The following is a 26,567-nucleotide window of genomic DNA, read 5'->3' on the forward strand; positions in this document are numbered from 1 at the left end:
GGCAAGTGCGCTTCGGTCAGGGCTTGTCGAGGGCGGCCGCCCGCCGTACGACCGCCTCCAGCGCCCGGAACCAGGTGTGGGCCAGGTCCCGTACGGCGTCCTCGGTGAGGAGTTCGGCCGCGTACGCCCAGTGGGCGCTCAGTTCCGGCCCCTCGGGACGGTCCTCGGTGAGGGCGTTGAGGGTGAGGGCGTGGGACATCGGCATGCCCGGGTCCGCGTCGAGGTCGGCGGCGTCGGCCTCGGGGGCGTAGGACCAGTCGGCGGCCTCCGGGTGCTCGAAGCGGCCCATGTAGTTGAACTCGATCTGCGGTTCGCCGAGCCGGGCGAGCCCGGGGCCGGTCCGGGGGTTGAGGTGCCGCAGCAGGCCGTGGCCGATGCCGGACACGGGCAGTGCCGAGAGGTGGGCGCGGATCCGGGCCAGGGCCTCGTCCAGCGCGGGGCCGCCCGCGAAGGCGTCCGCCGGGTCGGCGGCGCCCGGGTCGAGCCGTACCGGGACGACGCTGGTGAACCAGCCGACCGTACGGGACAGGTCGGCGTCGCCCGCGAGTTCCTCCTCACGGCCGTGGCCCTCCAGATCGACCAGGACCGGTCCGCCCGGACCCCGGGCGCCCGGGGTCCGGGCCCGCCAGTCGCCGACCGCGAGGGCGAACGCGGTGAGCAGGACGTCGTTGACCGTGGCGCCGAAGGCGGCCGGGACCCGGCTCAGCAGGGGGCCGGTGAGGTCGGCGGGCAGGGTCAGGGAGAGATAGCGGGTGGTGGCGACCGTGTCCCGGACGGAGTCCAGGGGGCGGGCCAGGGGGAGGCCGGCGCCCTCGGCGAGGGCGGAGGTCCACCACTCCAGCTCGTCCTCGGCCGCCGGATCGCCGGCGCGGGTCCCCAGCAGCCGTGACCAGCGGGCGAACGACAGCTCCACGGGCGCCAGTTCGGGGGTGCGACCGGCACGGACTGCGGCCCAGGCGGTGGCGAGGTCGGGCAGCAGGACCCGCCAGGAGACGCCGTCGATCACCAGGTGGTGGACGAGGATCAGCAGCCGGCCGGGGTGTCCCGGTCCGGCGTCGAACCAGACCGCCCGCACCATCGCCCCGGCGTCCGGGTCGAGCCCGGCCCGGGCCGTCCCGGCGTGCGCGGAGATCGCGGCGCGCAGTGCGGCCTCGTCCGCGCCGCGCACGTCGGCCCGGGTGAGCCAGGAGCCGACGTCGAGATCCTCGGCCGGGAGCACCCGCAGGGTCCGCTCCGGGTCGCGGACCAGCCGGGCCCTGAGCATGTCGTGCCGGGCGGCGAGCGCCGTGAGCACGGCCAGCAGTCCCGGTTCGGTCAGGTCGGCCGGGGTGCGGACCAGGGCCGCCTGGTGGTAGGCGGCGACGGGGCCGCCGCGTTCCAGCAGGGCGCGCATGATCGGGGTGAGCGGGACGGTGCCGGTGCCGTCGTCGTGGGCCGCGTGCCGCTCGTCGGCGCCGAGCCGGACCGCGACGGCGGCCAGCGCGGCGACGGTGCGGTGCTGGAAGACCTGTCGGGGGGTGACCCGCAGGCCGCCGGCCCTGGCACGCGCGACGAGCTGCATGGCGATGATGCTGTCGCCGCCGAAGGCGAAGAAGTCGTCGTCCGTGCCGACCGCCTCGGCGGGCAGCCCGAGGGCGTCCGCGAACAGGTCGCGCAGGGTGCGCTCGGCGTCGCTCTCAGGGGCCCGGCCGCCGCCCGCGGCGGTGAAGTCCGGGGCGGGCAGGGCCGCCCGGTCGACCTTGCCGTTGGACAGCAGCGGCAGCCGGTCCAGGGCGACCACGGCGGCCGGGACCATGTAGTCGGGCAGCGCGGCGGCGGCATGGGCGCGCAGCCCGGCCGGGTCCCGCGTACCGTCCGGGACGACGGCGTACGCGATGAGCTGCCGTACGCCGGGCCGGGGTTCGCGGGCCACGACGACGGTCTGCGCGACGGCCGGGTGGGTGTCCAGCGCGGCCTCGATCTCGGCGAGTTCGACCCGGTAGCCGCGGATCTTGACCTGGTCGTCGGTGCGGCCGGCGAACTCCAGCAGGCCGTCCTCGGTCCAGCGGGCCAGGTCGCCGGTGCGGTACATGCGCGCGCCGGGCGCCCCGAACGGGTCGGCCACGAAGCGCTCGGCGGTCAGGTCGGGCCGGCCGAGGTAGCCGCGGGCCAGGCCCGGCCCCGACAGGTACAGCTCGCCGGTGACGCCGGGCGGGACCGGGCGCAGCGCGGTGTCCAGCACATAGGCGCGGGAGTGGTGGACGGGGCGTCCCACGACCGGGCTCGCGCTGTCGCGGACCCGGCCGACGAGCGCGTCGACGGTGGCCTCGGTGGGGCCGTACAGGTTGAACGCCTCGGTGTCCGGCAGCGCGGCCAGCCGCGCCCACAGCGACGGGGGCACGGCCTCGCCGCCGAAGCCGACCACGGAGAGCGGGCAGTCGCCCCCGGGGCCGATCAGCCCGCTGTCCGCCATCCGGGCGAGCAGCGAGGGGGTGACCTCGATGAAGTCGATGCCCCGGTCGCGGATGAAGGCGGTGAGGAGTTCGGGGTCGCGGCGGGTCTCGTCGTCCGCGATGTGCAGGGCGTGCCCGTCCAGCAGCCACAGCTGCGGCTGCCAGGAGGCGTCGAAGGAGAAGGACCAGGCGTGCCCGACGCGCAGATGCCGGCGTCCGGTGCGGCGCCGGGCCGCTTCGTGCAGGTCGTGGCGGTGGCTGTGGAAGAGGTTGGCGACACCGCGCTGGGTGACGACGACGCCCTTGGGGCGGCCCGTCGAGCCGGAGGTGTAGATGACGTAGGCGGGGTGGTCGGGGGCGGGGGCGGTGGGTTCCGCCTCCGGCGGGCCGTCGGCCGGGGCGGCGCCCGACGCGTCGGTGAGGGCGCCGGCCAGGGCGTCGAGGAGCAGCACCGGGACCTCGGTGGCGGGCAGCGCGCGGGCGGTCTCCTCGGTGGCCAGGACCAGGACCGGGCGGGCGTCGTCGAGCATGCCGGTGAGCCGGGACCCGGGCAGGTCGGGGTCGAGGGGCAGATAGGCGGCGCCCGCCTTCATCACGGCGAGGATCGCGGCGATGTGGTCGGCGGTGCGGGGCAGGGCGAGCGCCACGATCCGCTCGGGGCCCGCGCCGTGCCCGGCGAGGATCCGGGCCAACCGGTCGGTGCGGGCGTCGAGTTCGCGGAACGTCCAGGTCACCGAGGCGTCGGTGACGGCTGTCTCGTCCGGTGCGGCGGCGGCCTGGGCGGCGAACAGGGCGGGCACGGTGGCCGGCCGCCCGGCCACCGGTACGGGCAGCGCGGTGTCGTTCCAGGTCTCGAGGACGGTGTGCCGGTCCGCGGGGCCGAGCAGGTCGAGGCGCCCGACCGGGCGGTCGGGGTCGGCCGCCATGCCGGTGAGCAGGGCGGTCAGGGCGTCCGTGATCCGCCGTACGGTGGCCGGCGTGAACAGCTCGGGACGGAACTCGGCGGTCAGCCGCAGCCGTTCGGCGGGCTCGACGGCCCACGCGAACGGATAGTGGGTGGAGTCCTCGTGGTCGCGGACCGTGACGCGCGGCCCGTCGCCCTCCTCGTCCGCCTCGGCCACCGGGTACGACTCGAACACCACCAGGGTGTCGAAGAGTTCGCCGAGTCCGGCGGCCCGCTGGATGTCGGCGAGGCCGAGGTGCTGACGGTCGATGAGCCGGGACTGCTCGTCCTGGAGCCGGGCCAGCAGGCCGGCGGTGCTCTCCCGCGGGCGGACCCGCACGCGGACGGGGACGGTGTTGATGAACAGGCCGATCATCGACTCGGCCCCGGCCAGTGCGGGCGAGCGGCCGGCGACGGTCGCGCCGAACACCACGTCCTCCCGTCCGGTGAGCCGGCCGAGGAGGACGCCCCAGGCGGCCTGGACGAGGGTGTTGAGGGTGACGCCCCGGCCCCGGGCGAACGCCTCCAGCTCCGCGGTGCGGACGGCGTCCAGTTCGACGGTGTGGGTGTGCGGCACGGCGGCGGCACGGTCGGCGTCGGCGGGCGCGAGCCGGGTGGGCTCGGCTAGACCGCCGAGGGCCTCGGCCCACGCGGCGGCCGAGGCGGCCGGGTCCTGGGCGGCCAGCAGCCGCAGATGCTCGCGGTACGGGGCCGGCGCGGCCGGGGTGCGGCCCTCGTAGCGCGTCCACAGCTCGGCGGTGAGCAGCGGCAGCGACCAGCCGTCCAGCAGGAGGTGCTGGTGCGAGAGCACGAGCCGGTGCCGGTCCGGGCCGAGCCGAGCCAGCAACAGCCTCAGCAGCGGCGGGCGTTCGGGGTCGAAGCGGCGCCGCTCCTGACCGAGCAGCCGCGTCCAGGCGTCCGGGTCGTCGGCCCCGCCGGTGCCGGTGCCGGTGTCCGGGCCGGTGAGGTCGAGCTGCCGCCAGGGCAGCACGGCGGTACGCGGTACGACGGCGACGGGCCGCCCGGAGGACAGGTGCCGAAAGCCGCTGCGCAGGTTCTCGTGCGCGTCGAGCACCGCCTGTCCGGCGGCCCGCAGCCGGTCGGCGTCCAGCGGTCCTTCCAGGTCGTAGGAGACCTGGACGGTGTACACGTCGGGGCCCTCCTCGCCGGAGTCGAGGGCGGCGTGGAAGAGCAGGCCGGCCTGGAGCGGGGAGACGGGCAGGACCTCGGTCCCGGCGGGCAGGGCGGCGAGCTCGGCGCGCTCGTCGTCGGTGAGGTCGAGCAGCGGCTTGTCGTCCGGGTCCGCGGTGTTGGTGCCGGTGTTGGTGCCGGTGCCGGTGTCGGCGGCCACGGTGGCCAGTCCCGCGACGGACTTGTGCCGGAACACGTCACGCGGGCTGAACGCGAGTCCGGCGGCGCGGGCGCGGGCGACCAGCTGCATGGCGACGATGCTGTCGCCGCCGAGGGAGAAGAAGTCGTCCTCGACACCGACCCGTTCGAGGCCGAGGACGTCCGCGACGAGCGCGCCGAGGGTCTCCTCCAGCGGTGTGCGCGGCCGGGTGCCGGTCACCCCGGCGGCGAAGTCGGGGGCGGGCAGCGCCCGGCGGTCCAGCTTGCCGTTGGGGGTGAGCGGGAGGGCGTCGAGGGTGACGACGGCGGCCGGGACCATGTGGTCGGGCAGCACGGCGGCGGCGTGGGCGCGCAGCGCCGCCGCACTGACCGGCGCGCCGTCCCCGGCCGGGACCACGTACGCGATCAGGTGCGCGTCGCGCGGGACGACGCTGACGTGGCCGACGGACGGGTGGGCCGCGAGGACGGTCTCGATCTCGCCGAGCTCGATCCGGAAGCCGCGCAGCTTGATCTGGTCGTCGGCGCGGCCGAGGTACTCCAGGGCGCCGTCCCGGGTCCAGCGGGCCAGGTCTCCGGTGCGGTACATCCGGGCGCCGGGCTCGCCGCTGTACGGGTCGGCGACGAACCGCTCGGCGGTCAGGCCGGGGCGGCCCAGGTAGCCGCGGGCCAGCTGGACGCCCGCCAGGTACAGCTCGCCGGCCACGCCGGGCGGGACCGGGCGCAGCCCGGCGTCGAGGACGTAGGTGCGGGTGTTCCACACCGGGCGGCCGATCGGCACGGCGGCCGGGTCGGCGGGCACCTCGTGGGCGGTGACGTCCACGGACGCCTCCGTCGGGCCGTACAGGTTGTGCAGCCGGCTGCCCGGCAGGGTCCGGTGGAAGCGGGCGGCCAGCGAAGCGGGCAGCGCCTCGCCGCTGCACATCACCTGGCGCAGCCCGGTGCACCCGGCCGCGGCCGGTTCGTCGAGGAAGGCACGCAGCATCGACGGCACGAAGTGCGCCGTGGTGATGCGCTGCCGCTGTATCAGGCCGGCCAGGTAGACCGGGTCCTGGTGGCCCTCGGGGCGGGCCACGACCAGCGCGGCGCCGGCCACGAGCGGCCAGAAGAACTCCCAGACCGACACGTCGAACCCGGCCGGGGTCTTCTGCAGGACCCGGTCGGCGGCGCCGAGACGGTAGGTGTCCTGCATCCACAGGAGCCGGTTGGCGATGCCCTCGTGGGGCACCGTCACGCCCTTGGGGCGGCCGGTGGAGCCGGAGGTGTAGATGACGTAGGCGGGGTGGCGGGGGTCGTGGGCGGTGGGCAGGGGGGCGTGCGCCGGGTGGTCGGGGGCGCCGTCGGCGTCCACCGTGAGGGTGGGCACGCCGGTGTCCGGGAGGGTGACCCCGTCGGCGGTGACCAGGCAGACCGGGCGGGCGTCGGTGAGCGTGTACGCGAGCCGCTCGGCCGGGTAGCCGGTGTCGAGGGGCAGGTAGGCGGCGCCCGAGCGGTGGACCGCCAGCAGCGCCACCACGAGGGCGAGGGAGCGCGGCAGGGCGACGGCCACGGTGGCCTCGGCCCGCGCCCCGTGCGCGGCGAGGGTGTGGGCGAGACGCTCCACCCGCAGGTCGAGTTCGGCGTAGGTGAGGGCGGTGTCCTCGAAGACGACCGCGGTGGCCTCGGGGGTACGGGCGACCTGGGCGCGGAACAGCTCCGGCAGGGTGAGGCCGGGGACGGGCCGCGCGGTGTCGTTCCACTCGGTGAGGACCAGGGCGCGCTCGTCCTCGCGCAGCACGTCGAGGGTGCCGACTCGGCGGCCGGGGTCGGTGGCGACCTGTTCCAGGAGCGATTCGAGCCGCCGGGCGAGGAGTACGACGGTGGACTCGTCGAAGAGGTCGGCGCTGTACTCGATCCAGCACCGCAGCCCTTCCTCACCCTGCTCGACGAAGTCGAAGCTGAGGTCGAACTTGGCGCCCTGCTGGCCGAGCGGTTCGCGGTGCGCGGTCAGACCGGGCAGGGCGGGCGTGGCGCCGGAGTTCTCCAGGTGCACGACCATCACCTGGAACAGCGGGTGCCGGGCCAGTGAGCGGACCGGGTTGACGGCCTCCACCAGGCGTTCGAAGGGCAGGTCCTGGTGCTCGTAGGCGGCGAGGTCGGTCTCCCGGACGCGGGCGAGCAACTCGGCGAAGGTGGGGTCGCCGGACAGGTCGGTGCGCAGGACGAGGGTGTTCACGAAGAAGCCGACCAGGTCTTCGAGGTGTTCGTCGGAGCGCCCCGAGACCGGTGCGCCCAGCGGGATGTCCGCTCCGGCGCCGAGCCGGTGCAGCAGCGCGGCGACGGCCGCCTGGGCGACCATGAACATGCTGACGCCGTGACGGCGGGCCAGCAGACGCAGGTCCCGGGTCCGTCCGGCGTCGACGGTCAGCCCGACGGCGCCACCGCGGTGGCTGCTCTCCAGCGGCCGGGGCCGGTCGGCGGGCAGCGCAAGTTCCTCCGGCAGGCCCGCGAGTGCGCCCTGCCAGTAGGCGAGCTGGCGGGACTGGCGGCTGTCCGGCGCGTCGGCGTCGCCGAGTGCCTCGCGGTGCCAGAGGGCGTAGTCGGCGTACTGCACGGGCAGGGGCGCCCAGGCGGGCGGCCGTCCCGCGCGGCGGGCCTCGTAGGCGAGGGCCAGGTCCCGCCAGAGGGGGCCGTCGGACCACTGGTCGCCGGCGATGTGGTGCAGCACCAGCAGCAGGACGTGTTCGTCCGGGTCCAGGGCGAACAGGTGGGCGCGCAGCGGAAGGTCGCGGTCGAGCTCGAAGCCCCGCGCGGCGGCCTCGGCGAGCCGGCCGGGCAGTTCGCTCTCGGTGACCCGGCTGTGCCGGACGGGGACCGTGACACGGGACGGGTCGAGCACGACCTGGCGGGCCCGGCCGTCGTCCTCGGGGAAGACCGTGCGCAGGCTCTCGTGGCGTACCGCGACGTCGTTCAGCGCGGCGGCCAGCGCGTCCGGGTCGAGGGCGCCGGTCAGCCGCCAGGCCGCCGGGATGTTGTAGGTGGCGCCCGGCCCCTCGATGCGGTGCAGCAGCCAGAGCCGCTGCTGGGCGAAGGACAGCGGGAGTTCCTCGGGCCGGTCCGCGGGGACCAGGGCGGGCAGGCCGCCGGCCCGGTCGTCGAGCCGCGCGGCGAGCAGCGCGGGGGTGGGTGCCTCGAAGACGGTGCGGACGGTGAGGTCCGCTCCGAGGACCGTACGGACGCGACTGACCAGGCGCATGGCGAGCAGGGAGTGCCCGCCGAGGGTGAAGAAGTCGTCGTCGGCGCCGACCCGGTCGAGGCCGAGGACATCGGCGAAGAGTCCGCCGAGGATCTCCTCGCGCGGGCCGCGCGGCGGGGCGCCCTGCGCGCCCGCGGACGTGAAGTCGGGTGCGGGCAGGGCCCGCCGGTCGAGCTTGCCGTTGGGGGTGAGGGGCAGCGCGCCGAGCGGGACGAAGGCCGCGGGCACCATGTGCGCGGGGAGCGCGGCGCCCGTATGGGCGCGCAACGCCGTGGCGTCCACCGGTCCGGCGTCCCGGTCCGGCACCACGTAGGCCACCAGCCGCTGGTCACGGACCACGACGACGGCGTGGGCGACGGCTGGGTGCCGGGTCAGGGCTCCCTCGATCTCGCCGGGTTCGACGCGGAATCCGCGCACCTTCACCTGGTCGTCGGTGCGGCCCAGGTACGCGACCGTCCCGTCGGCCGTCCACCGGGCCAGGTCGCCCGTGCGGTACATGCGGGTACCCGGCGCCCCGTACGGGTCGGCGACGAACCGCTCGGCGGTCAGCGCGGCCCGGTCGAGGTAGCCGCGGGCCAGCTGGACGCCCGCGAGGTACAGCTCGCCGGGGACGCCGGGGGGCACCGGGCGCAGCCCGGCGTCGAGGACGTACACCCGGGTGTTCCACACCGGGCGGCCGATCGGCACGCTCGGCGCGTCCGGCCCGATCTCGACGGCCGTCACGTCGACCGACGCCTCGGTCGGCCCGTAGAGGTTGTGCAGCTCGGCGGTCAGGACCTCGTGGAAGCGGTGGGCCAGGCCGACGGGCAGGGCCTCGCCGCTGCACATCACCCGGCGCAGGCCGACGCACTGCGCGGCGGTGGGCTCCTCCAGGAACAGCTGGAGCATGGAGGGCACGAAGTGGACGGTGGTGACGTCCTGTTCGCGGATCAGCCGGGCCAGGTAGGCCGGGTCGCGATGGCCCTCGGGCCGGGCGAGCACGAGGGCGGCGCCGGTGATCAGGGGCCAGAAGAACTCCCACACCGACACGTCGAAGCTGGAGGGCGTCTTCTGCAGGACCCGGTCGGCGGACGTCAGGCCGTAGGCGTGCTGCATCCACAGCAGCCGGTTGACGATGCCCTCGTGCGGGACGACGACTCCCTTGGGGCGGCCGGTGGAGCCGGAGGTGTAGATCACGTACGCGGGGTGCGCCGGATCGTGGGCCGCGGGCAGGTCCTCCTCCGGGCCGGTCGGCAGGCCGTCGCGGATCACGCACACCGGACGGGCGTCCTCGACCATCAGCGCGAGGCGTTCCTCCGGGTAGTCCGGGTCGAGGGGAAGATAGGCGGCTCCGGCGCGGTGGACGGCGAGCAGGGCGACGACCAGTTCGGGCGAGCGCGGGAGCGCGACGGCCACGATCCGCTCGGGGCCCGCGCCCAGCCCGGCCAGCACCCGTGCGGTCCGCTCCACCCGGGCGTCCAGCTCCGCGTACGTCAGCCGCTCGCCCTCGAAGACGAGCGCCGTGGCCTGCGGGGTGCGCGCCGCCTGGGCGGAGAAGAGGCCGGGCAGGGTGGCGGACGGGACGGGGTGCGCGGTGGCGTTCCACTCCTGAAGCACCTGCGCCCGTTCGGCCTCCGCCAGGAGCGGGAGGTCGCGCACCGGGCGGTCCGGTTCGGCCGCGACGTGTTCCAGCAGCCGCGCCGCACGGCGGGCGAGCAGCTCGGCCGTCCCGTGGTCGAAGAGGTCGGCCGCGTACTCCAGGAGCAGCACGACACGGTCGCGGCCGGTCTCGTCGACAAAGGTGAAGTGGAGGTCGAACTTGGCCATGCCGGTGTCCATGTCGAACCATTCGGTCCGCAGGCCGAGCACGTCCGGGTCGCCGTCGGGGCGGTGGTGGTAGCCCAGCATGACCTGGAAGAGGGGATTGCGGCCGGCCACCCGGGGCGGGTTGAGGGCCTCAACGACCCGGTCGAAGGGCAGGTCCTGGTACTCGAAGGCCTTCAGGGACGACTCCCGCACCCGGCCCAGCAGCCGCCGGAACGTGAGGTCCTCGCCGGACAGGTCGGTGCGCAGGACCAGGGTGTTCACGAAGAAGCCGACCAGGTCGCCGAGCGCCTCGTCGGTGCGGCCCGCGATGGGCGCGCCGAGCGGGATGTCGTCCCCCGCGCCGAGCCGGTGCAGCAGCGCCGCGGTGGCGGCCTGGAACAGCATGAACATGCTGGTCCCGGTGGCTCCGGAGAGGTCACGCAGGGCGTGGCCGGTGGCAGTGGGCAGCTCCAGGCGGACCTTGCCGCCGCGCCCGGTCGGCTCGACCGGACGCGGCCGGTCGGCGGGCAGGGCGAGCTCGTCGGGCAGGCCGCGCAAGGCGTCCGCCCAGTGGGCGAGCTGGCTCTCGCCGGTCCGGGCGAGCAGGTCGTCCTGCCAGAGGGTGTGGTCGGCGTACTGCACCGGCAGGGGCGCCCAGGCGGGCGGCCGTCCCTCACGGCGGGCCGCGTAGGCGGCGCTGAGGTCGGCGAGGAAGGGCCGGTCGGACCACTCGTCGGTGGTGATGTGGTGCAGGACGACGGCCACCACGTGGTCGTCCGGGCCCAGCCGGAACACCTCGCAGCGCAGCGGCAGTTCGGCGGACAGGTCGAAGGGGCGGCGTTGGGCGGCCTCGATCAGCGCGGGCAGCGCCTCCTCGGCGCAGTCGGTCACCGTGCAGTCGGGGAACGCCTCGGCGGCCGGGACGATCCGCTGGTACGGCTCGCCCTGGTGCACGGGGAACACGGTGCGCAGCGCCTCGTGGCGCCCGGCGACGTCCCGCAGGGCGGTGCCCAGCGCCTCGGTGTCGAGGGCGCCGCGCAGCCGGAAGACCAGCGGGAAGTTGTAGGCCACGCCGCTTCCGGTGATCTGCTCGACCAGCAGGAGCCGGCGCTGAGCGGCCGACACCGGGATGCGGGCGGGCCGGTCGGTGACGGGGGCGACGGCCGGCCGGGCCGGGCTCGCCTGGTCCGCGCGGCCCGCGAGCAGCGCCGGGGTGGGCGCCTCGAAGAGGTCGCGGATGGCGAGTTCGGCGCCCAGTTCGGTGCGGGCGCGGCTGACCAGCCGGGTGGCGAGCAGCGAGTGGCCGCCCAGGTCGAAGAAGTTGTCCTCGGCACCGACCTCGGGCAGCCCCAGCACCTCCGCGAACAGGCGGCACAGCACCTCCTCCCGCGGGGTGCGCGGGCCGCGTCCGCCGCCGAGGGCGACGGCGGGCTCGGCGTCGGGCAGGGCCCGCACATCGAGCTTGCCGTTGGCGTTCATCGGCAGGCCGTCGACGGTGACGAAGGCGGCCGGGACCATGTAGTCGGGCAGTTCGCGGCCCAGGTCCTCGCGCAGCCGGCGCACCAGGGCGCTCGCCTCGCGGGCGGCGGTGGGGTCGTTGGCGTAGGGGCGGGTGCCGCCGCCGGCGCGGAACAGGCCGCCGACCAGACGCGGTGCGTCGGCATGGGCGTCGGCGTCGGCGTCGGCCAGGAACACCGCGTCGAACGTACCGGGCCGCGCCGACCAGGTGGTCAGCACCCGGTATCCGGCGGCCGCGCCGAGTTCGTGCAGGTGCTCGGGGTCGACGCCCGTCTCGGCGATCCGGCCGTCGGGCACGCCGGTCAGGCGCAGGCCCGCGGGCCGTTCGCCGCGCGGGTGCCGGCCGGCGCCGCCGGTCGCGGACCAGTTGCCGCCGAGCAGTGCGCCGATGCTCTCGGCGCCGGACCAGTCCCCGCGCACGAGTTCGCCGATGGTGTCGGCCGTGGCCCAGTCGACCACCGGCACATCGTCGAGCCGTACGTCCGGCTCGTCGGCGTACAGGACGACGTCGTAGCGGTGCCGGCTCAGCTCGTTGTGGTGGTGGCCGCGCTTGGTGCGCAGGTCCGCCCCGTAGCCGAGGGTGGTGAAGAAGTCGGGGTCGACGAGGAGTTCCTTCTCCAGCCGCAGCCCGCGCTCCACCGCCGCCTCCAGGTCGGCCTCGGCGGTGCCGCGGGCGCGCTGGATCTCGGTGTGGAAGGTGCGGGCCAGCCGCAGGTTGCGGACGTCGCCGACGAACAGGGCGCCGCCGGGCGCGAGGAGGTCCATGGCGCCGCGCAGCACGGCGGCGAGGTGGTCGATGCTCGGGAAGTACTGGATGACGGAGTTGATGACGATCGTGTCGAAGTATCCGGTGGGCAGGCCGCCGAGGTCCTCGGCCGGGCGGCAGCGCAGTTCGACCTTGGCGGCCAGGGCCGGGTCGCGCCGCACCTCCTCACCGATCTTGCGGATGACGGGGGCGGCGAAGTCGGTCGCCCAGTACGCCTCGGCGTCCGGGGCGAGCCGGGAGAGCAGCAGGCCCGAGCCGACGCCGATCTCGAGGATGCGGCGGGGCCGCAGGGCGCCGATGCGGGCGAGGGTGGCCTCGCGCCACTCGTGCATCTCCTCGAAGGGGATGGGCTGCCCGTCGTAGGAGCTGTCCCAGCCGTCGTAGCGCTCGGTGAAGACGGCGGTGCCGATCTCCTCGTACTCGTCGGAGTAGATCTCCTGCCACTCCCCGACCTGAGCGGCCTCGGCCGCGGAGCGCTCCGCGGAGTCGGCGCCGGAGGGCACGACGTAGCCGACGAGGCGTTCGTCGCGGACCACGACGGCGGCCTGGGCGACCAGCGGGTGGCGGCTGAGGGCGGTCTCGATCTCGCCGGGCTCGATGCGGTAGCCGCGGATCTTGACCTGGTCGTCGGTGCGGCCGAGGAAGTCGAGGTTGCCGTCGGGGCCCCGGCGCACCAGGTCGCCGGTGCGGTACATGCGTTCGCCGGGCTCCCCGAACGGGTCGGCCACGAAGCGTTCCGCGGTCAGGGCGGGCCGGTCGAGGTAGCCGCGGGCCAGGCCGATGCCGGCGATGTACAGCTCGCCGGGCACGCCCTCGGGCACCGGGCGCAGCCAGGCGTCGAGGAGGTGGGCGCGGGTGCCCCGGATGGGCTTGCCGACGGTGGGGGTGTCGCTGTCGAGGGTGCCGCCGCCGAGGGTGTTGATGGTGTACTCGGTCGGCCCGTACAGGTTGTAGCCGTACGTCCCCCCGGTGTCGCGCAGGGCCGTCCACACCGTCTCCGGGACGGCCTCGCCGCCCAGCAGCACCAGCGGCGGGACATGGCCCGTCAGCAGGCCCTGCTCGATCAGCAGCCGGGCGTAGGTGGGGGTGACGTTGACGACGTCGACGCGGTGCCGCTCGCAGTAGGCGACCAGTGCCTCGGCGTCCCGGCGCAACTCCTCGTCGCACACGTGCACTTCGTGGCCCTCGACCAGCCAGAGCAGTTCCTCCCACGACATGTCGAAGGCGAACGACACGGTGTGCGCGATGCGCAGCCGTCGGCCGCCGGCCGAGGCGATGGCCGGGGCGAAGATCTCCTTCTGGTGGTTGAGCTGCATGTTGGTCAGGCCCCGGTAGGGGGTGACGACGCCCTTGGGGCGGCCGGTGGAGCCGGAGGTGTAGATGACGTACGCGGGGTGTTCGAGGCTGAAGCGGAGCCGGACGGGAGCGTCCGACCGGGCGGCCAGCTCCCGCTTCGTGTCCGGGTCGTCGAGCAGGACCCGGGTCATGCCGCCGTCCAGCGTGGCGGAGACGGCCGTGGTGGTGAGCAGCAGGAGCGGGCGGGCGTCGGCGAGCATCAGGGACAGCCGGTCGGCCGGGTGGTCCAGCTCCAGCGGCAGGTAGGCGGCGCCGGTGCGCAGGACCGCGAAGAGCGCGACCACCATGTCCAGGGAGCGGGGCAGCCCGAGGGCGACGACCCGCTCGGGGCCCGCGCCCCGGTCGATCAGCAGCCGTGCCGTGCGGTTCACGGCCGCGTCGAGTTCGGCGTACGTCAGGGTGCGCTCGCCGAAGACGAGGGCCCGCTCGTCCGGGGTGCGTCCGGCCTGCGCGGCCAGCAGGTCGGCGACGGTGTCCTCGGGGTCGGGCACCCGGCTCGCCGCCGACTGGGCCCGCAGCGCCGCGTGTTCGGCGGGCAGCAGCGGGTCGAGGGAGCCGACGGGCACCGTGAGGTCGGCGCTCAGACGGTCGAGGAGCAGCGCGAAGCGGTCGAGGAGGGCGCGCGCCCGGTCGGCGGGGACGAGGTCGGGCCGGTGGGTGAGGGTGACGGCGATCCGGTGGCCCGGGGTGATGACGAGGTTGGCCGGGTAGTGGGTGGCGTCGACGTTGGCGACGGCCGTGGCGCCGTGCCGGGTGCGCAGGTCCGCCAGCCGTTCCTCGGTGTCGTTGTTGCGCAGCACGAACAGGGTGTCGAAGAGCTTGCGGTGTCCGGTCTCGGCCTGGAGCACGCCGAGGCTGAGGTGCTCGTACGGCATGAGGTCGAGGCGTTCGCCCTGGATGCGGCGGAGCAGTCCGAGGACCGGCTCGGCGGGGTCGAGGACGATCCGGGTGGGGACCGTGTTGAGGAAGAGCCCGATGATGTCGCCGACGTCCGGGACCTCGCTGGGCCGGCCGGCGACGGTGGTGCCGAACACCACGTCGGGGCGGCCGGTGGCGGAGGCGAGGGTGAGCCCCCAGGCCGCGTTGAGGAGCGTGTTCAGGGTCAGCCCGTGGGCGCGGCCCGCCTCCCGCAGCCGGTCGCCGAGCTCGGCGGACAGGCGTAGGTCGAGCTGGTCGGGGATGACCGGTTCGAGGCCGTCGGCTGCGGCCGGGGCCAGCAGCGTGGGCTCGTCGAGACCGGCCAGGGCGGTGCGCCAGGCGGCCGTGGCGGCCGTGTCGTCCTGCCGCTCCAGCCAGGTCAGGTAGTCCCGGTAGCTGCCGGGGCGGGGAAGGGCGCCCGCGTCGCCGCCCGTCTCGTAGAGCGCGAACAGCTCGTCGAGGAACAGCCAGGCCGACCAGCCGTCCCAGAGGATCAGATGGCGGCCGATGACGAGCCGGTCGCCGCGCTCCGCGCCGAGGCGCAGCAGGAGCAGCCGGAACAGCGGGGGCGCCGACAGGTCGAACCGGCTCTCGCGCTCGGCGTCCGTCAACTCCCGCAGCCGTACGTCCTGTTCGGCGGCGGGGAGGTGGGAGAGGTCGACCTCCTCGAGCGGGACCTCCGGGTCCTCGACGATGAACTGCACCGGCTGGTCGAGGCCCTCGCTGGTGAAGCCGGCGCGCAGGCCCGGGTTGCGGGCGAGGAGCGTGCGCACGGCGGCGCGCAGCCGTCCGGTGTCGAGCCGGGTCGCGAAGTCGAAGGTCTCGTGGACGGTGTAGACGTCGAGGGCGCCCTCGTCGTACGCGGAGTGGAAGAACAGGCCCTCCTGGAGGGGGGCCAGCGGCCAGACGTCGGCGACCTCCGCCGGGGCGGCCAGGGCGCGGACGCGGGCGTGTTCGGCGTCGGTGAGGGTGAAGGGGGCCGCGGGGGCCCGGTCGGCGGCCGGGGCCGCCGTCACGGCACCGGCCGCCGCCGCCAGGGCCGCGGGGGTGCGGTGGGTGAACACGTCGCGCGGGCTGAGGTCCAGGCCGGCCGCCCGGGCCCGGCCGGCGACGCCGATGGAGCTGATGCTGTCGCCGCCGAGCCGGAAGAAGTCGTCGTCGGGGCCGGCGTCCTCGATGCCGAGGACGGCCGCGAAGATCTCGGTGAGCCGGCGTTCCAGCGGGCCCGCGGGCTCCCGGCGGGCGGCGCGCTCGGCCTCGGGGGCGGGCAGCGCGGCCTGGTCGAGCTTGCCGCTCGGGGTGAGCGGGAGGTCGGCGAGGAGGACGTACGCCTCGGGGACCAGGGGCGCGGGCAGCGCGTCCGCGAGGGCGGCGCGCAGCTCGGCGGGGTCGACGGCGGTTCCGGCCGCCGGGACCGCGTAGGCGACGAGGCGCTGGTCGCGGACGACGACCGCGCCCCGGGCGACGGCCGGGTGACGGGTCAGCACGGCCTCGATCTCGCCGGGTTCGACCCGGTTGCCGCGCAGCTTGACCTGCCGGTCGGTGCGGCCGAGGTAGTCGATCGTGCCGTCGGGGCGGCGGCGCACCAGGTCGCCGGTGCGGTACATGCGGGTGCCGGGCTCGTCGGCGTACGGGTCGGCCACGAACCGGTCGGCGGTGAGCGCGGGCCGCCGGTGGTAGCCGCGGGCCAGCTGGACGCCGGTCAGGTACAGCTCGCCGGGCACCCCGTCGGGGACCGGGCGCAGGCAGTCGTCGAGCACGCGCAGGCCGGTGTTCCACACGGGCCGCCCGATGGGCACGGTGGTGTCGGACGCGCCGTCGTAGGCGTGGTGCGTCACGTCGACGGCGGCCTCGGTGGGGCCGTAGAGGTTGTGCAGCGGCACCCCGGTGAGGTCGTGCCAGCGGCGGGCCGCGGTCCCGGCCAGGGCCTCGCCGCTGCTGAACACGCGGCGCAGGCCGCCCGCCCACGCGGGGTCGGCGGTGACCTCGTCGGACGCGAGGAACGCCTCCAGCATCGACGGCACGAAGTGCATGGTCGTCACGCCTTCGGCGCGGATCAGGCGGGCCAGGTAGGCGGGGTCGCGGTGGCCGTCCGGCGCGGCGAGGACGACGGCGGCGCCCTCGCACAGCGCCCAGAAGAACTCCCAGACGCTCACGTCGAAGCTGGACGGCGTCTTCTGGAGCACCCGGTCGTCGGGGTCGAGGCCGTACGCGCCCTGCATCCAGGCCAGCCGGTTGACGATGGCGCGGTGGGTGACGACGACGCCCTTGGGACGGCCGGTGGAGCCGGAGGTGTAGATGAGGTAGGCGGGGTCGTCGGGGCGGGCCGGGTCCACGGGGCCGGCCTGCGCGGTGTCGCCCGCCGCCGTGTCCGTACCGGTCGTGGCGCTCGCGCCGCCCACGTCGATCACGTCTAGGCCCTCGACCGACGGCAGCCGTCCCGCGTCCCGTGCCGTCGTGACGACCGTGGCCGCCCCCGAGTCGGCCAGCATGTGCGCGAGCCGTTCGGCCGGGTAGTCCAGGTCCAGGGGCAGGTACGCGGCCCCCGACTTCAGGACGGCCAGCAGCGCCACCATCAGCTCGGCCGAACGCGGTACGGCGACCGCGACGAACCGTTCGCGGCCGGCCCCCCGGGCCCGCAGCCGACCGGCCAGTTCCCCGGCGCGCGCGTCCAGTTCGGCGTAGGTGAGGGTGGTGCCGTCGAAGACGACGGCGGTGGCGTCCGGGGTACGGGCGGCCTGCGCGGCGAACGCGGCGGCGAGCGTGGTGGCCGGGACCTGCCGGGACTCCCCCGTCGGGTGGGCGCCGGCCAGCTCGCGCGGGGTGAGCAGTCCGAGGTCGGCGACCCGGACGGCGGGGTCGTCGGCCAGGGCGTTCAGGACGAGGGTGAGCCGGTCGGCGAGGGACTGCGCGGCGTCGGCGTCCAGGCGTCGGACATGGTGCTTCAGCCGCAGGTCGAGACGGCGGCCGGGCTTGACGATGAGGGCCAGGGGGTAGTGCACGGCGTCGTGGAAGGCGTGCCCGGCGACGGCGATCGCGCCGGTGGGGTCGGTGATGCCCGGGGCGCCCTCGCCGCCGGGGTAGTTCTCGAACACCACCAGGGTGTCGAAGAGTTCGCCGCCGCCGGTGTGCCCGGCGGCCCGCTGGATGTCGGCGAGGCCGAGATGCTGGTGGTCGAGCAGGGCGCTCTGCTCCTCCTGGAGCCGCTCCAGGAGCCCGCCGAGGGTGTCGCTCCGCGTCCAGCGCAGCCGGGTGGGCAGCGTGTTGATGAACAGACCGATCATCGACTCGATGCCGTCGACGGCGGCGTCACGTCCGGCCACGGTGGTGCCGAACAGCACGTCCTGACGGCCCGTCATACGGCTGACGAGCAGTCCCCACGCGCCCTGCACGAGGGTGCCCAGGGTCACGCCGTGTTCCCGGGCGCGGGCGGCGAGCCGGGCGGTGACCCGCTCGGACAGCTCCACCCGGATCTGGGCGGGTTCGACGGGTCCGGCGGGCGCCGGGGCCTCCACCAGCCGGGTGGGCTCCTCGACCCCGGCGAGCGCGGCGCGCCAGGCCGTCCGGGCGGCCTCCCGGTCGGCGCCGGCGATCCGGCGGAGATAGCCCCGGTACGGGGCGACCTCGGGCAGGGGAGCCGGGTCGTCGCCGTACAGGGCGAGCAGTTCGCGGTGCAGGATCGGCAGGGACCAGCCGTCCGCCACGATGTGATGGAACGTCAGGACCAGTCGGCTGCGCTCGTCCCCGAAGCGGATCAGCGCGCAGCGGACCAGCGGCGGCCGGGCGAGGTCGAAGCGGTGGGCCCGCTCGTCGGCGGCGACGGCCTCGGCGAGGGCACGCCGGACCGCGAGGTCGTCCTGTGCGGTCAGGTCGACCTCGCGCCAGGGCAGTCGGAGGCCGGTGGCGATGATCTGGACGGGGCGGCCGTCGGACGTCTGCCGGAAGCAGGCGCGCAGCGGGGCGTGCCGGTCGAGGAGCCGCTGGGCCGCCTGGCGCAGGAGGGCGCCGTCGACCGGGCCGGACAGCTCGACGACCTGCTGCACGACGTACGTGTCGTGTTCGGCGCCGTCCATCAGGGCGTGGAAGAAGAAGCCCTCCTGGAGCGGGCCGAGGGGCAGCGCCTCCTCGACGGTGACGGCGGACTCTCCCTGGAGGGAGGCGAGTTCGTCGTCGCTCGGCCGCCACGAGGTGTCGTCCACCGGGCCGGCCGCCGCGGTGCGGGCGGCGCCTGCCAGTTCGGCGACCGTGCGGTGGCGGAAGACGTCGCGCGGGGTCAGCTCCAGGCCGGCCCGGCGGGCCAGGACGAGGAGCTGGACGGCGACGATGCTGTCGCCGCCGAGCGCGAAGAAGTCGTCGTCGACGCCCACCGAGGGCACCTTCAGCGCCCGGGCGTACAGACCGCACAGCAGCCGCTCGCGCTCCGTGGCGGGCGCCCGTCCGGCGCCGGCCCGGGTGAGGTCCGGCACGGGCAGGGCGGCGGCGTCGAGCTTGCCGCTGGGGGTGACCGGCAGCCGGTCCAGCGGGACGAGGGCGGCCGGGACCATGTAGTCGGGCAGGTACTCGGCGGCGTGCCGGCGCAGGGCCGTCATCAGCGCGGTGACGTTGCGGAAGGGAGCCGGACGGTTGGTGAGCGGGTGGCCGCCGCCGGGGCGGTACCGAACGGCGAGGTCCTCCCCCGCGGGCGCGAACACGGCGTCCAGGCTGCCGTCCTCGGCGTCCCCGTTCCAGGTGAGCGTGGCCTCGTAGCCGTGCCGGGCGGCGGTCTCGTGGAGGGACTCGGGGTCCACTCCGTGGGGCGCGCCGGCCGGTCTGCTGCTGTCCCGGAGCGCGTCGAGCGCGGCCAGGTCGTCGGCGAGCCGGGCGTTGGGGATGCCGGTGACCCGCAGCTGCCCCGGATCACCGGCGAGCAGCGTGTCGAGGGCGTGGACCGAACCGAGCCCGGGCCAGGGCGACTCGGGCACCCGCGGGTAGGCGTCGTCGCGCGGGCGCAGGACCACGTCGTAGCGGTACCGGGTGAGTTCGTTGTGGTGGGTGCCGCGCTTGATCCGGATGTCCGCGGTGAGGCCGTCGAGCGTGGTGAAGTAGTCCGGGTCGACGAGGAGTTCGCCCTCCCAGGCGAGCGCCCGGTCCACGGCGGCGCGCAACGCCTCCTTGTCGCCGTCCGCTCCCTCCCGCACCCGTCCGCCCTCGACGGCCGCGCTCAGGGTGCGCAGCAGCCGCAGGTTGCGTACGTCGCCGACGAAGAGGGCGCCACCGGGCGCGAGCAGCGCGGCGGCGGCGCGCAGCACGCCGGTGAGGTAGTCGCCGCCGGGGAAGTACTGGACGACGGAGTTGACGACGATCGTGTCGAAGTGGCCCTCGGGCAGGCCGGTCAGGTCGTGCGCGGGCCGGGCCAGCAGGGTGACCCGGTCGGCGAGGCCGGGGACGGCCGACACCTGGGCGTCCAGGGCCCGTACGGCCTCCTCGGACAGGTCGGTGCCCCAGTACGCCTCGCAGTCCGGGGCGAGCCGGGACAGCAGCAGGCCGGAGCCGACGCCGATCTCCAGGACGCGCCGGGGCCGCAGGGCGCGGATCCGGTCGAGGGTCGCCGCACGCCACTCGCGCATGTCGGCGAGGGGGATGGGCAGCCCGTCGTACATGCTGTTCCAGCCGGCGAAGTTCTCCTCGAAGCCCTCCGAACCGGCCGCGGAGTACAGCAGTTCGTGCAGGTCCTTCCAGTCGGCGACACCGGCATCGGCGTCCGCCTCCGGGCCGGCCTCCAGCGAGGGCACGACGTAGGCGGCGAGGCGCCGTTCGCCGGGACGGTCCTCGCGGACGACGACGGCGGCCTGGTCGACGGCCGGGTGGGAACGCAGGACGGACTCGATCTCGCCGGGCTCGATGCGGAAGCCGCGGATCTTGACCTGGCTGTCCACGCGGCCGTGGAACTCCAGCCGTCCGTCGGCCTTCCAGCGCACCAGGTCGCCGGTGCGGTAGAGCCGGTCGCCGGGCGCGGCGGCGAGGTCGGCGGGGGCGGCGACGAAGCGTTCGGCGGTCAGGCCGGGGCGGCCGAGGTAGCCGCGGGCCAGGCCGGAGCCGCCGAGGTAGAGCTCTCCCGTGACACCGGCGGGGACCGGCCGCAGCCGGTCGTCGAGGACGTAGGCGCGGGTCCCGGGGTCGGGCACGCCGATCGGCACGATGGTGCCGGGCGGGGTGTCGGGATCGCACAGGCCCAGCGTGGAGTTGGTGGTGGCCTCGGTCGGGCCGTAGGCGTTGAACATCATCCGGCCGCGCGCGTACCGGCCGACCAGCTCGGGTGACACCCGTTCCGTACCGGCCAGCAGCGTCGCCTGCGGCGGGAGTTGCACGTCGTCGGGCATGGCGGCGAGCAGGGCGGGCGGCAGGATCATGAAGGTGATGCCGTGCTCGTTCGCGTAGTCGGCGAGCGGTGCGCCCGGCACCCGGCGGTCGGCGGGCACGACGACCAGCCGGCCGCCGGACAGCAGGCCGAGGCACAGGTCCCAGAACGCCACGTCGAAGCTGGGCGAGGCGAACTGGAGGACCCGGCTGTGCGGGCCGATCCCGAAGCGTTCCCGCTGCGTCGCGACCAGCCCCGCGACACCGGCGTGCGAGAGCACGGTGCCCTTGGGGCGGCCGGTGGAGCCGGAGGTGTAGATCACGTAGGCCGCGTGCGCGGCCGTCAGCCCGTCGGCGGCCGACGGACCGTGTGCGGGGCGGGCGGCCAGCTCGGCGACGGTGTCCGGGGCGTCGAGGACCAGCGGATCGATGTCCGGGGGGAGGTCGGGCAGGATCTCGGCGGTGGTGACGAGGCAGACCGGCCGGGCGTCGGCGAGCATGTAGGCGATGCGGTCGGCCGGGTAGTCGGTGTCGACGGGCAGATAGGCCGCGCCCGCCTTCAGGACGGCGACCTCCGCGACGATCATGTCGGCCGAGCGCGGTACGGCGAGGGCGACCACGGTCTCCGGCCCGGCGCCCCGGGCCACCAGGGCGTGTGCCAGCCGGGCCGCGCGCGCGTCGAGTTCGGCGTAGGTGAGGCGGACGTCCTCGTGGACGAGGGCCACCTCGTGCGGACGGGCGGCGACCTGCTCGGCGAACATCCGCGGCCAGGTGAGCGCGGGGACGTCGTGGGCGGTGTCGTTCCAGTCGTACAGGATCCGGTGCCGTTCCTCGTCGTCGAGGAGTTCCAGGCCGGCGACCGGGGTGGCCGGGCGGGCGAGGGCGTCGGCGAGGAGCGTGCGGTAGTGGCCGAGGATCCGGTCGACGGTGGCGGGTTCGAAGAGGTCGGTCCGGTAGTCCGCCGACACCTCCCCGTCGGCCACGGTCAGGGCCAGGTCCAGCGGGCCGCCCTCGTCCCAGGGCGCGCTGCCGAAGCCGGTGGCGCACAACAGCCCGCCGCCGCGGAAGGGTTCGGGGGCGAGGAGGGCCAGCAGCTCGGCGGTCGGCAGACGGTGGGCCGCGGCCTGCGTGCGTGCCTGGGAGACCCGTGCGCACAGTTCGGCGAACGGGGTGTCTCCGTCGACCTCGACGCGCAGCGGCAGCCCGTCGTGCGCCACCGCCGCCCCGGTGGCCGCCGCACCGCCGTAGCGGTGCAGCAGGGCCACGAGGGCGGCGAGTCGGGCCGCCTCGTCGACGGCCGCCTCCAGCTCCAGCGCGACCGCGCGCCGCGCGCGCGGCGCCGGCCCCTCCTGGCGGGGTGGATGCGGAAAGTCCAGCGGCAGTGCGGGCTGCGGTACCGGTGCGGCGAACCGCCGCCGCCAGTAGTCCGTCGCCGTCGCCTGTGCAGAAGAACGCGTGTTGCCCGACACAGCTGCCCGTGCCTCCCGGTGCGGTGTGGAACGGCTCAGCGGAGCCGCGACCGCTCGAATAGTAAGGTAAGCATTGCCTTACTTGATAGCCCCCTTCTCGAACCTCGGGTCCAAGTCACACCGGCTGAGGTTATGCTCACCTAACCTGCTGACAGGATTGTCCGGTGGTCCGCCAACAGGGGTCTGCGCGAGGGGCGATGACCCGACGGCACCCCCCGGCTGGACCCCGGACCGCGACATGGAGACCGGCAAGTGGCTTCAGGCAGAAGGCTTCGCACCGCGGTGCTGGTGACCCTCGTCGTCACCCTCCTCATCGTCCTGTCCCTGCTGTCCGTCGCGCTGGGCGCGCTGAACGTCCCGCTCGACCAGGTCGTGCGCGCGGTCCTGGGCCGTCCGCCCAGCCGTCTCGTCGACAACGTCGTCTGGTCGGTGCGGGTGCCCCGCACCCTGCTGGGACTGACGACGGGCGCCGCCCTCGGCCTGTCCGGCGCGCTGATGCAGGCCCTCACCCGCAACCCGCTCGCGGACCCGGGCATCCTCGGGGTCAGCGCCGGGGCGTCCTTCGCGATCGTGCTGGCGGTCGCGGTGTTCGGGGTCGGATCGCTCTACGGCTATGTGTGGTTCGCGTTCGGCGGGGCGCTCGCCGCGAGCGTCCTGGTCTTCTGCCTGGGGCGGCTGGGACGGTCCGGGGCCACCCCCGTGAAACTGGCGCTCGCCGGCGTCGCCGTCACCTCGCTGCTGTCCTCGCTCACCAGCGCCGTGGTGCTGACCGACCAGGACGCCCTGGACCGCTACCGCTTCTGGTCGGCCGGCTCGCTGGCCGACCAGGGCTCCGGCGAACTGCTGCGCATCCTGCCCTTCCTCGCCGTCGGCGCCGTCCTCGCCCTGTCCTGCGCGCCCGCCCTCAACAGCATGGCCCTCGGCGACGACGTGGCCGCCTCGCTGGGCCGGCGGCTCGGCCTGGTCCGCCTCCAGGGGGTCACCGCGGTGATGCTGCTGACCGGCGCGTCGGTCGCCGTCATCGGTCCCGTGGTCTTCCTCGGCCTGGTCGTCCCGCACATCGCGCGGGTCCTCGCCCAGTACGCCGGGATCGGCCCCGACCAACGCTGGCTGCTGCCGCTGTCCGCCGCGCTCGCGCCCGTACTGCTGCTGTCCGCCGACATCCTGGGCCGGACGCTGGCCCGGCCCACCGAGATCCAGGCGGGCGTTCTCGTCGCCTTCCTCGGCGGCCCGTTCTTCATCGCCCTGGTCCGCCGCCGTAAGCTCGCGGAGGTGTGAGCGTGCCCGCACAGTCCCCCGTCACAGCGGCCGAACCGGCAGAACCGGCCGTCGAGGCGTCCCCCGCCGTCCCCGCGCACACCGCGCTGCGCGGCCGGCCGTTCCGGCTGGCCTTTCCTCCGGTGTCCGGCATGCTGCGCCCGCGCCTGGTCCTGACCGGGGTGCTCGTCTGCGCGGGCGCGTTCCTGCTGTTCTGCTGGGGCCTCACCCTCGGCGACTACCCCGTGCCCCTCATCGACGTCGTCCGGGCGCTCGGCGGCGCGGGCGACCCCGGCACGGTCATCGTCGTACAGGACCTGCGGCTGCCGCGCGCCCTGACCGGACTGCTGGTCGGCATCGCGTTCGGCGTCTCGGGGGCCGTGTTCCAGACGATGACCCGCAACCCGCTGGCCAGCCCCGACATGATCGGCCTGACCGAGGGCGCCGGAACGGCCGTGGTGGCGGCCGTCGTTCTCGGCTGGACCGGCGGCCTCGGACTGTCGACCCTCGGGCTGCTGGGCGCCCTGGCGACCGCGCTGCTCGTGTACGCGCTGGCCTGGAAGGGCGGCACCACCGGGTACCGCATCATCCTCGTCGGCATCGGCGTGTCCTGGATCTGCACCAGCGCCACCGACTTCCTCGTGGCGCGCGGCAGCCGGTTCCAGGCGGAGGAGGCCATCGGCTGGCTGGTCGGCAACCTCAACGGCCGTACCTGGGACCAGGTGGACACGCTGGCCCTCGCCATGGCCCTGCTGCTGCCGGTCACCCTGGCCATGGGCCGCTGGATGCGCACCCTCCAGCTCGGCGACGACGTGGCCGCGGGGCTCGGCACGCCCGTCCAGTCCGTCCGGCTGGCACTGCTGCTGGCCGGGGTGGGGCTGGTCGCCTTCGGCACGGCGGCGGCCGGTCCGGTGGCCTTCGTGGCCCTGGCCTGTCCGCAGATCGCCCAGCGGCTGGCGGGCACCGCGTCGCCGCCGCCGATCGTCTCCGGTCTCACCGGCGCGCTGGTCGTCCTCGGCTCGGATCTCCTCGCCCGCGAGGCGATCCCCGGGACGGAACTGCCGGTCGGGATCGTCACCGGCGCCCTCGGCGCGCCGGTCCTGCTGTGGCTGCTCATCCGCGCCAACCGCGCGGGCTCTGGAGGCTGATCCCATGTCGACCACCGACCCGCGCACCCCGCGCACCCCGCGGCCGTCCGAGCCGAGGTCCGGCGCCGGCGTCCCGCGCCCGTCCGGCATCGAGTCGGCCGCCGACGCCGGCGCGAGGGGCCCCGCGAAAGCCGCTCACCCGCCGTCCGGCGGCCCCGAGCTGCGGGCCAGGAACCTGCATCTCGCCTACGACGGACGGTCGGTGGTGGAGGATCTGGACCTTCAGGTGCCGACCGGCCGGATCACCGCCATCGTCGGGGCCAACGCCTGCGGCAAGTCGACCCTGTTGCGCGCGCTCGCCCGGCTGCTGACGCCGCGGCAGGGCGTCGTCGAACTGGACGGCGTCGCCCTGCGGTCCGTGCCCACCCGCAAACTCGCGCGCACCCTCGGCATCCTGCCGCAGACGCCGGTGGCGCCGGAGGGGCTGACCGTCTTCGACCTGGTGGGCAGGGGCCGTTCACCGCACCAGACCTGGTGGCGGCAGTGGTCCGCGGCGGACGAGGAGGCCGTGCACGGGGCGCTGGCGGCGACCGGTCTGACCGACCTCGCCGACCGTCCCGTCGACGAGCTCTCCGGCGGCCAGCGGCAACGCGCCTGGATCGCGATGGCCGTCGCCCAGGGCACCCCCGTCCTGCTCCTGGACGAGCCGACGACCTATCTCGACCTCGCCCACCAGATCGACGTACTGGACCTCGTCACGGACCTCAACCGGCGTGAGGGACGCACGGTGGTGATGGTGCTGCACGACCTCAACCAGGCGTGCCGGTACGCCGATCACGTCATCGCCATGAAGGCGGGCCGGATCGTCGCCGAGGGCGCGCCCGCCGAGGTGGTCACCGAGGCCACCGTCGAGGACGTCTTCGACCTGCGCTGCCGGATCACCCCCGACCCGGTCAGCGGGACTCCACTGGTCATCCCGCTGGGCAGGCACCACCACGACGGAGCCGTCCGGGGCCAGGACGCGCGGCCGGCGGCGATCGTCGACTGACCGGCGACGGCCCCCCGCCCTGCGCGGCGGGAGGCCGTCCGGTTCAGCCGTACCTGTTCAGGCCTTGAGGCTTTGAGGCCTCAAAGCCCTTGCGGCCCTTGAGGCATTCAGGGCCGGGACGTCAGATACCCGCCCATGGTGCGGAACCAGTCGGTGGCCGCGTACTCGGTGCCGTCGTCGGTGCGCACCCGCCGCACGAGGAGACCCCGGCAGCGGCCGGACCAGGACTCGGCTCCCGCCACCACGACGACGCCGTCCCCCTCCCGGATGAAGATCCGGCCCGGGGTGCCGCCGTAGTACCCCTCCGACACGGCCGCCGAGACGATCCTCAGCCGCTGACCGCGGTGGTAGGCGTACGCGTTCGGGTACGGGTCCGACTGGGCCCGCACGAGCCGTTCCAGCCGCTCCGCGGGCCAACTCCAGTCGATCCGGCTGTCCTGCGCCGACCGCTTGTGGAAGAAGCTGGCCCGGGCGCGGTCCTGCGGCACCCACTGGCCGGCGTCCCGGCCGGAGGCGATCAGATCGAGCGACTCGCGCACGATGGGCGCGATGAGGTCGACGGTCCGGTGGAACAGGTCGGTCGCCGTGTCGGTGGGCCCCACCGGCACCGACCGCTGCACCAGGACGTCCCCGGCGTCGAGTTCGGTGTTCATGCGGTGCGCGGTCACGCCGACGCGCTCCTCGCCGTTGAGGAGCGCCCAGATGATCGGCGAGAACCCCGCGTATGACGGCAGCAGCGAGTCGTGGATGTTGAGGGTGCCGTGCGGCGGCAGGTCGAACAGCTCCGGGGGCAGCCAGGTGCGCCAGTTGTTGGCGACGATGATGTCCGGCCGGGCGTCCGCCACCGCGGCCAGGAGTTCGGCGTCGTCGGGACGGTTGCGCAGCAGGACGGGGACGTCGTTCTTGTCCGCGAGTTCGGCGACGCTGTCGTCCCATATCTTCTCGTAGGCGTGTTCGCTCTTCGGATGGGTGACGACGAGGACCACCTCGTGGTCGGAGTCCAGCAGCGCCTGAAGCGTGCGGTGACCCCAGGTCTGGTAGCCGAGCATGACGACCCGCATGACGTCCT

General features: G+C 75.1%; 5 protein-coding genes. 3 read left to right on the plus strand and 2 right to left on the minus strand.

The window, feature by feature from the left end:
* Positions 1-16 precede the first annotated feature (16 nt).
* A complete protein-coding gene (locus ABT070_RS12960) occupies positions 17-22,105 on the minus strand; it encodes a non-ribosomal peptide synthase/polyketide synthase (RefSeq protein WP_351758742.1) in 22,089 nt (7,362 codons plus the stop codon).
* A 252-nt stretch (positions 22,106-22,357) separates the two neighbouring features.
* Between ABT070_RS12960 and ABT070_RS12965 the strand changes: the two genes are divergently transcribed.
* From ABT070_RS12965 to ABT070_RS12975, 3 genes are all read left to right on the plus strand, one after another.
* Positions 22,358-23,383 carry a FecCD family ABC transporter permease gene (locus ABT070_RS12965; RefSeq protein ID WP_351758745.1) on the plus strand — a complete coding sequence of 342 codons (1,026 nt, stop codon included), beginning with the start codon at positions 22,358-22,360 and terminating at the stop codon, positions 23,381-23,383.
* Between the two features lie 131 nt (positions 23,384-23,514).
* Positions 23,515-24,510 (plus strand): FecCD family ABC transporter permease, encoded by a 996-nt coding sequence (locus ABT070_RS12970; protein WP_351759623.1) that lies wholly within the window; start codon positions 23,515-23,517, stop codon positions 24,508-24,510.
* 4 nt (positions 24,511-24,514) lie between these two features.
* On the plus strand, positions 24,515-25,498 hold the full coding sequence (locus tag ABT070_RS12975) for an ABC transporter ATP-binding protein (protein WP_351758748.1): 984 nt from the start codon (positions 24,515-24,517) through the stop codon (positions 25,496-25,498).
* A 107-nt stretch (positions 25,499-25,605) separates the two neighbouring features.
* Here ABT070_RS12975 and ABT070_RS12980 read toward each other — a convergent pair whose 3' ends face one another.
* Entirely contained in the window at positions 25,606-26,559 is a 954-nt protein-coding gene (locus ABT070_RS12980) for a methionyl-tRNA formyltransferase (RefSeq protein WP_351758750.1), read from the minus strand.
* Between the last annotated feature and the right edge of the window lie 8 nt (positions 26,560-26,567).

Origin of the sequence: Streptomyces sp. NPDC002884 (assembly GCF_040295245.1) — a bacterium.
Taxonomy (GTDB): domain Bacteria; phylum Actinomycetota; class Actinomycetes; order Streptomycetales; family Streptomycetaceae; genus Streptomyces.

Coding starts and splice junctions, on each gene's coding strand:
- ABT070_RS12975 (WP_351758748.1), top strand. CDS start 24,515: ATGTCGACCACCGACCCGCGCACCCCGCGCACCCCGCGGCCGTCCGAG.
- ABT070_RS12970 (WP_351759623.1), top strand. CDS start 23,515: ATGCTGCGCCCGCGCCTGGTCCTGACCGGGGTGCTCGTCTGCGCGGGC.
- ABT070_RS12980 (WP_351758750.1), bottom strand. CDS start 26,559: ATGCGGGTCGTCATGCTCGGCTACCAGACCTGGGGTCACCGCACGCTT.